The 12,010-nt window shown below is 66.0% G+C and carries 9 protein-coding genes and 1 tRNA gene; 5 read left to right on the top strand and 5 right to left on the bottom strand.

The features are described from left to right. The first annotated feature begins 71 nt into the window (after nucleotides 1-71). The 4 genes from AC3WLF_RS01350 to AC3WLF_RS01335 all read left to right on the top strand — a co-directional run bounded on the left by AC3WLF_RS01350 (nucleotide 72) and on the right by AC3WLF_RS01335 (nucleotide 6,258). Complete coding sequence (locus AC3WLF_RS01350; protein WP_492357684.1) at nucleotides 72-1,397, top strand: OmpP1/FadL family transporter; 1,326 nt, start codon at nucleotides 72-74, stop codon at nucleotides 1,395-1,397. A gap of 112 nt (nucleotides 1,398-1,509) precedes the next feature. Continuing rightward, nucleotides 1,510-4,971, top strand: coding sequence for an indolepyruvate ferredoxin oxidoreductase family protein (locus AC3WLF_RS01345; protein ID WP_492317080.1), 3,462 nt, complete (start codon nucleotides 1,510-1,512; stop codon nucleotides 4,969-4,971). Between the two features lie 45 nt (nucleotides 4,972-5,016). Further along, the gene (gene kce, locus AC3WLF_RS01340) at nucleotides 5,017-5,940 is read left to right on the top strand and encodes a 3,5-dioxohexanoate:acetyl-CoA acetone transferase (protein ID WP_492357683.1); all 924 of its coding nucleotides are present in this window, start codon (nucleotides 5,017-5,019) and stop codon (nucleotides 5,938-5,940) included. Nucleotides 5,941-6,182: 242 nt separating this feature from the next. After that, a tRNA-Met gene (locus AC3WLF_RS01335) sits at nucleotides 6,183-6,258 on the top strand. 109 nt (nucleotides 6,259-6,367) lie between these two features. On the opposite strand, the gene AC3WLF_RS01330 is transcribed toward AC3WLF_RS01335, so the two are convergent. After that, nucleotides 6,368-6,514, bottom strand: coding sequence for a DUF3096 domain-containing protein (locus AC3WLF_RS01330; RefSeq protein WP_010809333.1), 147 nt, complete (start codon nucleotides 6,512-6,514; stop codon nucleotides 6,368-6,370). A gap of 207 nt (nucleotides 6,515-6,721) precedes the next feature. Further along, the gene (locus AC3WLF_RS01325) at nucleotides 6,722-6,973 is read right to left on the bottom strand and encodes a hypothetical protein (RefSeq protein WP_492317082.1); all 252 of its coding nucleotides are present in this window, start codon (nucleotides 6,971-6,973) and stop codon (nucleotides 6,722-6,724) included. Nucleotides 6,974-7,529: 556 nt separating this feature from the next. Between AC3WLF_RS01325 and chrA the strand changes: the two genes are divergently transcribed. Continuing rightward, nucleotides 7,530-8,759 carry a chromate efflux transporter gene (gene chrA, locus AC3WLF_RS01320; RefSeq protein WP_492317083.1) on the top strand — a complete coding sequence of 410 codons (1,230 nt, stop codon included), beginning with the start codon at nucleotides 7,530-7,532 and terminating at the stop codon, nucleotides 8,757-8,759. Between the two features lie 35 nt (nucleotides 8,760-8,794). Here the strand turns inward: chrA and AC3WLF_RS01315 are convergent, their stop codons facing one another. The 3 genes from AC3WLF_RS01315 to ampC form a co-directional block, all read right to left on the bottom strand. Then, entirely contained in the window at nucleotides 8,795-10,174 is a 1,380-nt protein-coding gene (locus AC3WLF_RS01315; protein WP_492357682.1) for a YncE family protein, read from the bottom strand. A gap of 36 nt (nucleotides 10,175-10,210) precedes the next feature. Continuing rightward, nucleotides 10,211-10,654 (bottom strand): CopM family metallochaperone, encoded by a 444-nt coding sequence (copM, locus tag AC3WLF_RS01310; RefSeq protein WP_492317085.1) that lies wholly within the window; start codon nucleotides 10,652-10,654, stop codon nucleotides 10,211-10,213. A 157-nt stretch (nucleotides 10,655-10,811) separates the two neighbouring features. Beyond that, nucleotides 10,812-12,002 (bottom strand): class C beta-lactamase, encoded by a 1,191-nt coding sequence (ampC, locus tag AC3WLF_RS01305; protein ID WP_492317086.1) that lies wholly within the window; start codon nucleotides 12,000-12,002, stop codon nucleotides 10,812-10,814. Nucleotides 12,003-12,010 lie beyond the last annotated feature (8 nt).

Genomic DNA, 12,010 nt, shown 5'->3' with positions numbered 1-12,010 from the left:
CCGTACCTCAGCCCCCACGCGAGGCGGCCCCAGAGCTTCCCGCGCCAATAACAATGACATCGGAGACAGCAGTGAACCCGAAACAGTGGATGGTCCTATCCGCGCTAGCCGTGCGTCCAGTGCTTGGCCTCGCCGACAACGGCTACTTCCAGATCGGCTACGGTGCCGAAGCGCGTGGCGTGGCAGGTGCGGCCGCGGCGTCGACCCGCGACGCGTTCGGCGGTGCCAGCAACCCAGCCACCACGGTGTGGGCTGGCAACAGCTTCGAGGGCAACCTGATCGCAACCAACGGCCGCACCAGCATGAGCCGCGCCGCGGGATTGCCGCCGCCGCTGAGCGGGGTGCTCGACACGTACACGGCCAGCGCAAGCCGCTGGGTGCCGCTTGCCGACATCGCGGTGAGCAAGATGGTCACGCCCGACTTGTCGCTCAGCATCGTCGGCTACAGCAATGGCGCAGGCACCTACTTCCCGGATGGCACCACGACCTGCCTGGCGCCGCCGCCGGCGGGCGCCGGCACCACCTATCGCGGCAACCTGCTGTGCGGCAGCGGCAGGGCCAGCACCACGATCCAGCAGCTGACGATCGCGCCGACGGTGTCGGCGCGGGTCTCCCCGAGCGTCTCCGTCGGCTTCTCGGTGCTGCTGACCGGCCAGTTGTTCAGCGCCGAGGGCCTGCAGGCACTGGCGCCGCAGTCGGCGGCACCAGACCACCTGACCAACCAGGGCAGTGCGTCCTCGTTCGGCGTGGGCGTGCGCGTGGGAGCGTACTGGCGCGCCAGCGACGCGCTGGCTTTCGGTGCCGCCTACTCGCCCCGTATCCGGATGGGACGGCTCAAGGAGTATGAGGGTCTGCTGGCGGACCAGGGCCGGCTGGATATCCCTGAGAACATGTTGCTGGGCTTGCAGTGGTCACCCACGCAGGATCTTTCCTTTCTCTTCGACTACCAGCGCATCAACTACTCGGGCACCTCCGGCCTGGGCAACCCATCCTTTGATGGCACCGCCTTGCGCGGCAGCAGTGGCGGGCCGGGCAATGGCTGGAAGGACATGAACGTGTTCAAGGTCGGCGTGCGCTACCAGGTGACGCCGGTCCTCAATGTCTCGGGCGGCGTGTCGTTCAACAGCGCGGCCTATGCGGACGCGGACACGGCGAACAACGTCACCGCGCCCGCCACCTTCCGCCGGCACTACACCATCGGGCTTGGCTACGCGACCGGGCCCAACAGCAAGTGGTTGGTCTTCTACTCCTTGTCTCCGGGGCACACCACCGCCGGCAGTTCGACCCTGGCATCGGCCGTTGCCACGCAGCTTGCAGGCAGTCCCACCGTGGCGGGCCAGGAGTCCCTGGCCACGCGGCAGCAGAGCATCGGCGTGCAGTACACGCAACGCTTCTGACTGTCTTCGGCACCTATCTGACCTATCGGTTCATTCATCACGGAGTACATTCGATGCAGGCTTGTCTTTCTCTGTACCACAGCGGTAACCGCGTCATCACGGGCGCTCAGGCATGAACGCACGCACGGAGCCATCGGCGTTGCAGTCGCCACGGCTGGACGACCGCTTCGAGCAGCTGGCCGGCAAGGTCTTTCTCACGGGGAACCAGGCCATCGTGCGTATCGCGCTGGACCAGCGCCGTATCGATGGTGCCCTGGGTAGGAATACCGGTGGCTTTATCTCCGGATACCGCGGCTCGCCGCTGGGCCGGCTCGATATGGAGCTGTGGCGGATCGCGCCGCTGCTGCAGGCGGCCAACATCCGTTTCCAGCCCGGCGTGAACGAGGACCTGGCCGCCACCGCGGTCTGGGGCACGCAGTATGTCGGCACCTTCCCAGGGGCAACCGTGGACGGCGTGTTCGGCATCTGGTACGGCAAGGGACCGGGTGTGGACCGCAGCGGCGACCCGTTCAAGCACGGCAACCTCGCCGGCACCAGCGCCGCCGGCGGCGTACTGGTGCTGGCGGGCGACGACCATAGCGCCAAGTCCTCCACCACCGCGCACCAGTCGGATTTTTCGCTGATCGCGGCAGGTATCCCGGTGCTGTATCCGGCCAACGTCCAGGACATCATCGACTTCGGCCTGCGCGGCATCGAGATGTCGCGCCACAGCGGCTGCTGGGTGGGGATGAAGCTGGTGACCGATGTGGTGGAGTCCGCCGCCGAGGTCGACGTGGGCCGGCAGGCACCGGTCGGCGACTTGCCCACCGCCAACGGGCCTTTGCATATCCGCGCCTTCGAGATGGCGCCGGCCGCGGAGGAGCGCCTGTACGCGCACAAGCTGCCGGCGGCCGTGCAGTTTGCCAGGGCGGCTGGGCTCAACCGCCTGACATGGGCCGCACCGGCAGCGACGGTGGGCATTGTCACCGCTGGCAAGTCGTATGCCGACACCATGCAGGCCTTGCAGCGGCTGGGGATCGATGCCGACGGCCCGCACGGCGCCGCGCTGCGCATCCTCAAGATCGGCATGGTGTGGCCGCTCGACGACGAGATCGTGCGCGCCTTTGCGCAAGGTCTCGATACCATCCTGGTGATCGAGGAGAAGCGGCCGCTGCTTGAGTCACAACTGAAGTCCATCCTGTTCGATGCGCGCCTCGCGCGGCCACCGGTGGTGCGTGGCAAGTTCGACGGCGCGACCGAATGGTCGGCGTCGCGCGGCACGCCGGTGCTGCCGATCTGCAACGAGTTGACGGTGCTCCAGGTCGCCGAAGCGATCCGCGAGCTGTTGGGCCTGCCGCCCGCGCCGGACGCGAATGCCCCGGTCCCGTGCGAGGCGGGGCAGGGCGCGCCGCTGCGCCGCCCCAGCTTTTGCGCGGGCTGTCCGCACAACACGTCGACCCGGCTGCCGGACGGCAGCCGGGCGCTGGCCGGCATCGGCTGCCATACGATTGCCATGCTGAACGACCCGGCCAAGACCCACACGGCTTCGCATATGGGTGGAGAGGGGGTGATGTGGATGGGGCAGGCGCCGTTCACGCGCGAACCCCACGTCTTTGCCAATATGGGCGACGGCACCTACTTCCATTCCGGCTACCTGGCTATCCGCCAGGCGCAGGCGGCCAATCTGCGCATGACCTACAAGCTGCTCTTCAACGGCTTTGTCTCCATGACTGGCGGCCAGCCCGTGGACGGCGACTTGAGCGTGGACAAGGCAGTGGCCCAGCTGCGGGCGGAAGGGATCGGCAAGATCGTGGTGGTCACCGATGACGTGACCACCTACGACGGGCCAAGGCGCGCGGCGCTGGGCGTGCCGGTGTACGACCGCGCGCAGCTGGAGACCGTACAGCGCGGGCTGCGCGAACATGCCGGGCTGTCGGTGCTGGTCTACGACCAGGCGTGTGCCACCGAGGCGCGGCGCCTGCGCAAGCGCGGCAAGCTGCCCGACCCGCAGGTCCGTACCTATATCGACCCGGAAGTCTGCGAGGGCTGCGGCGATTGCGGCGAACAGTCCGGATGCCTCGCGATCGAACCGCTGGAGACGCCGCTGGGCCGCAAGCGGCAGATCAACCAGTCTTCGTGCAACAAGGACCTGTCGTGCGTGCGCGGCTTCTGCCCCAGCTTTGTCACGCTCGATGGCGCCAGGCCGCGCCGGCCACAGGGCGGCAAGGACGGCGAGCTGACGATTCCCGCGCTGCCCGACGTTGAGATCCCGGGCGATTTCGCGCCGACGGCAATCCTGGTGGCGGGCATCGGCGGCACCGGTGTCGTCACCATTGGCGCCGTGCTGACCATGGCCGCGCACCTGGACGGCAAGGCCGGCAGCTCGCTCGACGTCACCGGGCTCTCGCAGAAGTATGGTGCGGTCGGCTCCCACATCCGCATTGCGCCGCGCGCGGAACTGCTGCACGCAGCGCGCATCGGCAATGCGGAGGCCGATGTCCTGCTGGGATGCGACCTGATCGTCGCCGCGGGCGCGGACGCGCTGTCCCGACTGCGGCCGGGACAGGCGCGCGCCTTCGTCAACACTGGGATCGTGCCCACCAGCGACTTCACCAGCCAGCCGGACTGGTCGGCGGATGAGGCAGGCCTGAGGCAGCGGTTGAGCGGGGCGCTGGGAGTGCGCGCCGAGTTCGTCGATGTGGCGGCGCTCGCACAGCAGCTCCTTGGCGACGCCATCCTCTCGAACATGCTGCTACTCGGCTATGCCTGGCAGAAGGGCGTGATCCCGGTGCGGCGCGCGGCGATGGAGAAAGCCATCGAACTCAACGGCGTGGCGACCGGCACCAACCACAAGGCATTCGCGCTGGGCCGATGGCTGGCGCACGACCACGCCGCAGTGCGGCGCCTGCTGGCGCCGGCGCAGGTGGTCCAGTTCCCGAAGAAGGCTGACGGTCCGCTGGGCGAACTGATCGACGACCGGGCCCGGCGCCTCGCCGACTACCAGAACGCGGCACTGGCCACACGCTACCGCACTCGGATCGAGGCACTGCGCCGGGTGCTGGCGGGCCGCAGCGATGCGCAGGCGCTGCTGCGGCAGGTGGCAACGCAGTACTACCGCGTGCTGGCGGTCAAGGACGAGTATGAAGTGGCGCGCCTGTATTCACGCCCGGCGTTCATGCAGTCCCTGCGCGACGGTTTCGACGGCGACTTCAAGGTCAGCTTCCATCTCGCGGGCGGTCCCTTCGGCAAGCTGGACAAGGTGACCGGGAAGATCGGCAAGACCGCCGTCGGAGCGTGGATCCGGCCCGCGTTCCGCCTGCTGGCCGGTGCGCGCTTCCTGCGCGGCAGCCGGCTCGATCCGTTCGCGCGGGGCGCCGAAGCACAGCTCAATCGCCGCGTGCTGGCGGCCTATGAGGCAGACCTTGACCTGCTCGGCCAAGCCGCGGCGCAGTGGCCGACCGAACGCTTGCTGGCCTTGCTTGGCTGGCCGGCCAGCGTGCGCGGCTACGGCCACGTGCGCGAACGGCAGGCGCAGGCGGGCTTTGCCAGACGGGACCGGGCACGCAAGGAGTGGGACGGCGATGCCAGCCGGTAGCGACAACGGCATCCGTGCGATGCCATCACCGAAAGCAGAAACACCATGAACAAAGTCATCATCACCTGCGCCATCACCGGTTCGATCCACACCCCGTCCATGTCACCCCACCTGCCGGTTACGCCCTATGACATCGCGGCGAGCGCGATCGACGCCGCGCGGGCCGGTGCCGCCATCGTCCACCTGCACGCGCGGAATCCCGCGGACGGGCGCCCGTCGCAGGACCCGGCGCTGTTCCGCCAGTTCGCGCCAGCCATCAAGGCGGCATCGGACGTGGTCATCAACCTGACAACCGGCGGTGCGCCGTCGATGAGCGTGCAGGAGCGGCTGCAGCCCGCACTGCAATTGCGCCCCGAAGTCGCCTCGCTCAATATGGGCTCGATGAACTTCGGACTGTACGAATTGCTGGACCGCTTCAAGGAATTCCGACACGACTGGGAACGGCCTCATCTTGCGCAAAGCTATGACGGCATCTTCAGGAACACCTTCAAGGATATCGCCTACATCCTTCAGTCCTGCAGCGAGAACCAGACGCGCTTCGAGACCGAATGCTACGACATCGGGCACCTGTACACGGCCGCCCATTTTCTCGATCGCGCGCTGCTGAAGCCGCCGCTGCTGATCCAGTCCGTATTCGGGCTGCGCGGCGGCATCGGCGCGCATGTGGAGGACTTGATGCATATGCGCCGCACGGCGGACCGGCCGTTCGGCAAGGACTACGTCTGGTCGGTGCTGGGCGCCGGCCGCAGCCAGATGCCGCTGGCGGCAATTTCCGCGGCGATGGGTGGCAACGTACGCGTCGGGCTGGAGGACTCGCTGTGGGACGGCCCCGGGAAACTGGCCGACAGCAATGCCGCGCAGGTCCTGCGCGTGCGCAGTGTGATTGAAGCGCTTTCGCTGGAGGTTGCCACGCCGGAGGAGGCGCGTACCTTGCTGAAGCTCAAGGGGCGGGAGAATGTTGGATTCTGAACGCAGAACGCCGGAGGGCAGGGGGCAGCGGTATCGGTCCTGCAACCTGGACCGCGGCCGTGGCAACGCGCCAGGACACGCCTTGGCAAAGGTAGATCTCCCTTGTAGCGAGATTCCAGCAAGAGCGAGCTTCCGGGAGCCAATGCCAAAAGCGGCCGGCCCGAGAAGGCTGCCCGGCATTCTGCACAGTTTTTTTGGGGGAAGGGGTATCCAAGTGCTGCCAACCCGCGTATATTTCGCCCCGCGGGGTGGAGCAGTTGGCAGCTCGTCGGGCTCATAACCCGAAGGTCGCAGGTTCAAGTCCTGCCCCCGCAACCACATTCGCCCAAGCCCCGCCGGATCCATCCGCGCGGGGCTTTTGCTTTAGTGCCCGCCTCTAGATGCACGCATAGCCTTCCGCCTTATGGCTGCCGTTCCCCGGCTTCGCTCAGCGCAGGTGCCCGCCAAACAGTCCGAGCAGGCCGATGACGATGAGGTAAATGGCGACGATATAGTTAAGCAGCCGCGGAATGACAAGAATAAGGATGCCGGCGATCAACGAGATTAGCGGGCCGGCGCTGGTAATGAAGTCCATGATGGGCCTGTGTGATTGGGGTTGATCTGGCCGCGGCGCTTCTTTCGCGCCAGTGCTCGAGGTATGAAGCATTGCGCGGCCCGATAGCGCCGCGCCGCTGGCGCTACTTGCCGACCTGATTGCCTGTGTCGAAAATGTTGTCCCCACAGGCGTAAGTAGTCGGTCCGCTGACGTACCGGGCGCAACGGCGATGCAGAGAGGCAAAGCTCAGCCGAACACACGCGATCTCAGGTCGTCCTCGAAATCGACAGTCCATTGCGCCCCCAAGTTTCCGTTGTATTGGCGGATTTCCCTCCCGAAGCCTACCGAGACGGTGCGCCTGCGTGCCGGCGCGGCGCCTGCAGCGTCTTCAACGGCTGTCACGGTAAATCCGTCGGGTGCGACCCCGTTACGCAGACAGGTCTCGCGGAAAGCTTCCTGTTCCAGCGGAGGGAACTGATCCAGCATCGTCTCCAGCATGGGTGTCTCCTGATTCTGTTGCTCAGCCTCTTGATATCCGCCTTGACGTCGCCGTACGCCGCTTGTGTTACCTACCCAGAGGATAGTTGTGACGGATTCTCAAGTCAGTCCGGTGCCGTACGCATCGGGAAGGCGCGTTTCAGCATTCTGGGTGAGAGTCTTGTACATAGGTTCACGCTTGGTGCCAAGGCCGTCACCATCTGTTGGTAAATTTAACATAACACTTATTATGCGAAACTAATCTGTAGCGGCAAAGTTGTATCTATGGTCAGCCCGATTCAAATGTCCGAGTCGAAAATGTCCGAGTTGACCCAGGTAACCTGTACGGCCTTGAGCCCAGCCAGGGAACCGCCATTGGGAGGCGCGGGGTTTCAGGGCGCGAGTGACGTAGAAGGCGGTCACATCAGCAGGCAAGATGTGCGATCGACAGCACGCCACCCCTAAGGTAGTCTCCAGCCGTATTACGTCGCCACGGACAAGGGCCGTCAGGCGCTGGGGGCTTTGCGCCCACGGCTCGCGGAACCGGTCGACGAAGCCTTAACCGAGAAAATCGCCGATGCCCCCCAACCCCGCCCAGGACACAAACCGCGCCGCTGACGCAACCACACGTGGCACGGCTCCAGAGGTCCTTCGGGCGTTCCTGAAACTTGGCCTGACTTCGTTCGGCGGCCCGATCGCGCACCTCGGTTACTTCCGCGCCGAGTTCGTGGAGCGCCGCCGCTGGCTCGATGACAAGAGCTACTCGGACCTGGTCGCGCTGTGTCAATTCCTGCCGGGGCCAGCCAGCAGCCAGGTTGGCATGGCGCTGGGGCTGCAGCGGGCGGGCTGGCTTGGCGCGCTGGCCGCCTGGGTGGGCTTTACCCTGCCCTCTGCGATTGCACTTGTCCTGTTTGCCTTTGGCGTTGCGCGCTGGTCCGGCGTTGCGGATTCCGGGGCAGTCCACGGCCTGAAGGTGGCGGCCGTGGCGGTTGTCGCACAGGCGGTATGGGGCATGGCCAGGTCGCTGTGTCCGGACCGGCTGCGCGCCGGCATCGCGGTCGTGGCCGCGCTTCTGGTTCTCGCGGTGCCAAGTGCGGTGGGCCAGGTTGCTGCCATTGTGCTGGGTGGCCTGGTTGCGCGCTGGACCTTGCAGTTGAACCATCTGCCTCCTGCCCAGCATCTCAACTACGGTGTGAGTCGCCGGGTCGGCGCTTTGCTGCTCGCGCTGTTCGGCGTGCTGCTGGTGCTGCTCCCGGCCCTTGCCGCAATGACTGGTTCGATGACGATGTCCGCCGTGTCTGTCTTCTACCAGGCCGGAGCGCTGGTTTTCGGGGGTGGCCATGTCGTACTGCCGCTGCTGCAGGCTGGCGTGGTGCCCCCTGGCTGGGTCGGCAATGATGCATTCCTGGCGGGCTACGGCGCGGCACAAGCCGTTCCGGGCCCCCTGTTCACCTTTGCCGCGTACCTCGGGGCGCTCTCGCCCGCGCCACTGGGTGGATGGGTGGGCGCGCTGGTGCTGCTTCTCGCGATCTTTGCGCCGGCGTTCCTGCTGGTGGCCGGCGCATTGCCGTTCTGGGAAAGCCTGCGCCAGCGCGATGGGGTGCAGAGCGCGATGGGTGGCATCAATGCAGCCGTCGTTGGCGTACTGGCCGCCGCGCTGTACGACCCGGTATGGACCAGCGCGATTCACTCGAAGGCGGATTTCGGCCTGGCACTGGCGGCCTTCGGCCTGCTCGTCTACGGCCGTGTATCCCCCGTGCTGGTGGTGGCCGGCACGGCGCTGGGCGGATGGATGCTGGCGCTCTAGCCGGGCATCCGCTTACCCAGGTCGCCAGGCTCAGCTCACGGCGCGCTCACCAACACCGCCGTAGCCGGATCCGCCGCCGCGTCGCCCTCCATGACGATCAGCTTGGCTGGGGCGGCGCTCTTTGGCGAGAGCGTCGTCACGACTTCGCGCAGCGGGCCAATGGCGGTGCCGTTGGCCATGCCGGCCGCATTGGTGCGGAAGCTTGCCACGGGCGCGGCCTGTCCTGCGACATAGACGCTGTAGGTGGTTTGCGGCTTCAGCTTGAACAGGGATACTTCCAGCGCGTCGACAACACCGAGATTGCGCGCGACCACAAAGCCCTTGGCATCGCCACGGACCGGCTTAAGGGCGATGTTGACCGGATCGCTGTTCGCTCTCTGCACAAGGTTGGCGGTCCCGTCGCCGCCTGGCACGGCGTTGGAGACATAGACCAGCGCCTGCGGGGCCTGGCCAACCGGCTCGCGGGTCGTGACCTGGTTGGTTGCGGTGTCGATCACGTCGACGGCGTCGCCGTTTTCCAGGCCGACATAGATGCGTGAACCGTCATCGGCAGCCCAGATGCCGTGCGGCAGCGCGCCGACCGGAATGGTCGCGACCAGCCGCGGTTCGGCCTCGGTGGTGAATACCTTGACCACGTTTTCGCCGCCCACTGTCACATAGGCGAACGTGCCACGCGCGGTCCTGGCAAAGGCAAGGTGATTGGTGATGAAGCCGGAGTCGAAGACGCCCTTCACTTCCAGTTTTTCGGTGTCGATGCGGGTGACCTTGCCCACGTCCTTGTGCGTCATCCACACCTCGCGGAAGTCCGGCGTGAACTGCAGGAACGGTGAGAACGGGCTGGTGACACTGAGCCGCTTGACCACCTTGTGTGCCCTGACATCGATGACATCCACCACGGGGTTGAAGCTGGACACCACGAAGGCGAGCTTGCCGGCAGGATGGAACAGCACCATGCCCGGCCCTGCCGTGGTCTGGATGCGGCGGGTCTCGCGGAACGTCACCGGATCGATGACGGAGATATAGTCCTCGCCGCGCACGACTACCCACACCTCTTTTCCATCCGCGGTAAAGAAGCCCTCATGCGGCGAGCGCCCGATATAGGCAATGCCCTTGACCTTGTTGGTTGCCGTATCGATGAACGCGACGGAATTCGATCCGTTCGAGATCGCGATCAGGGTCCGATGGTCGGGCGAGAAGCCAAGGCCGTGGACATTGAGCTCGCCCTTGTAAAGCGGAGACAGCACGTCCGGCCGCGCGTTGCCAAGGCGGATCTGCCCAAGCAGGGTGTTGCTCGCCGGATTGATCACTGAAACGGTGTTGCTGTTCTGGTCGGCGGTGTAAACGCGATCCTGTGGCTGCGGCGCGGCGATTGCCAGAGGCGCGGCCATGGCAAGGATAAGGGCATGTCTTTTCATGGTTCGGTCCTGATTCGGGCGGTGCAGGTCCGCCGGTTAGCGAGGATTGGCGGCAGGCGCCCTGGCCTGGCTGCGCTGGAGCCAGGCTTGCATGAGGCGGATCTCGTTTTGCTGCTCGGTGATGATGGCCTGGGCAAGATTGCGCAGCTCCGGGTCCTTGCCATACAGCAGCAGCGCCTTGGCCATGTCGATCGCGCCCTGGTGGTGCGGGATCATCATGGTGACAAAGTCGTGGTCGGGGATGCCGTTCATGGCTGCCTGCGCCATGCCGTGATCCATCACGGCCATGGCGTCACCCATCAGGCCGGAGAATGGCTTTGCGGTGCTGGCGACAAAGGGCGGCGGTGCCTGCCCCGCGGTGGTTTGGTGATGGTGGTGGGCTTCCTGGGCTGGCGCGGCAAAGCTTGCAGCCCATAGGAACAGCGCCGGCATGATGCGTGCCGCAGTGCAGACGCCATTGCTTGGGGTTCTCCGTTGCATTGCAGGGTCTCCTTTCTTCCGGGCCTGGCGTTAGCCGGCGGCCGGGGGTTACCTGCGTATACACATGGGAGGCGTGGACTATTCCATGGAAAGCCGGATTTTTTGCGGACCAGCCGCTGGACAGGCCTGCGATGCGTGACGCAGCCCCACCCTCCCCTTACCGTGTATCCGCCCCTCCCGGCACACCATCCAGTACCGCCAGTATCCGAAACGCTGCCTTCACCCGCTCCGGCACCGGGAAATTCTTGTTCGCCAGCATCACGATGCCAATCCGCTTCGCCGGCACAAAGACCACGTAGGCGCCAAAGCCATTGGTGGAGCCGGTCTTGTTGACCAGCACATCGGCGGGCGATGACAACGGCGGCTCCAGCCGCTTCACCTGGTTCGCCTCGAACACGACCTGCGGTGAACTGCCGGCCAGCACGCTGTCGACCCGGGTAGGCCAGGCGTACATTTCCCAGCCCAGCCCCTGCACCATGTCGCCGACCTTGAAGTATCCGGTGTGCGTCCCGGCAATGGCACGCCGCAGCTTGTCGTCCAGGCCGGCGCTGTCGATGTTGGCTTCGACAAAGCGGATCATGTCGGCCGCGGTGGTCTTCACGCCGTAGGCTTCGGCATCGAGCACGCCGGGCGTCACGCGCACCGGCTTGCCGTCTTTCGAATAGCCATAGGCGTAGTCGCCCATGCGCGCTTTCGGCACCCTGATGTAGGTGTGGGCCAGGCCGAGCGCCGGGAACAGCGTCTTCTCCATCAGGTCATCGAAGGGCTGGCCCATGCTGCTGGCAGCCAGGTAGCCGAACAAGCCGATGCTGGGATTCGAATACTGGCGATGGGTGCCGGCGGCATATCTGGGGCGCCAGCCCCGGAAATAATCGACCATCGTCCTGGTATCGGTGACCGCATCCGGAAACTGCAGCGGCAGGCCGCCGGCGGCATAGGTGCCAAGATCGAGCAGGCTGGTCGCGCCCAGGCTGCTTCCCGCAAGCGCCGGCAGGTATTTACCGGCAGGGTCGGCCAGGGACAGGGTGCCGCGGGCCTGGCCGTAGGATGCGAGCGTCGCGGTGAAGGTCTTGCTGACCGAGCCGATCTCGAAGAGCGTGTCGCCGTCGACCTTGCGCCCGCCTTCCTTCGCCGCGACGCCGTAGTTGAAAACATAGCGCTTGCCGCCGGCCGTGACGGCAACGGCCATGCCGGGGACGCCGTGCGCCGCCATCAGGGGGCGGATGGCATCGTTGACAGCGCGTTCTATCTGGCGCTGGCCGACACTGTCGGCGGCACTGGCATTGGCTGCGAAGAGGCTGCAGGCCATGACGATGGTGGCGATGCGGGCAACAGGAATCCGTTTCATATCCGGCG

It is taken from the genome of Cupriavidus sp. FW306-01-F10A, assembly GCF_058782785.1.
The sequence above is the reverse complement of the archived record's forward strand: the minus strand, read 5'-3'. Positions and strand labels throughout refer to the sequence as shown.

Bases quoted from the DNA above. Each gene is read 5' to 3' on its own strand.
- ampC (WP_492317086.1), bottom strand. From the start codon at position 12,002: ATGAAACGGATTCCTGTTGCCCGCATCGCCACCATCGTCATGGCCTGC.
- AC3WLF_RS01330 (WP_010809333.1), bottom strand. From the start codon at position 6,514: ATGGACTTCATTACCAGCGCCGGCCCGCTAATCTCGTTGATCGCCGGC.
- AC3WLF_RS01325 (WP_492317082.1), bottom strand. From the start codon at position 6,973: ATGCTGGAGACGATGCTGGATCAGTTCCCTCCGCTGGAACAGGAAGCT.
- kce (WP_492357683.1), top strand. From the start codon at position 5,017: ATGAACAAAGTCATCATCACCTGCGCCATCACCGGTTCGATCCACACC.
- copM (WP_492317085.1), bottom strand. From the start codon at position 10,654: ATGCAACGGAGAACCCCAAGCAATGGCGTCTGCACTGCGGCACGCATC.
- AC3WLF_RS01315 (WP_492357682.1), bottom strand. From the start codon at position 10,174: ATGAAAAGACATGCCCTTATCCTTGCCATGGCCGCGCCTCTGGCAATC.
- chrA (WP_492317083.1), top strand. From the start codon at position 7,530: ATGCCCCCCAACCCCGCCCAGGACACAAACCGCGCCGCTGACGCAACC.
- AC3WLF_RS01345 (WP_492317080.1), top strand. From the start codon at position 1,510: ATGAACGCACGCACGGAGCCATCGGCGTTGCAGTCGCCACGGCTGGAC.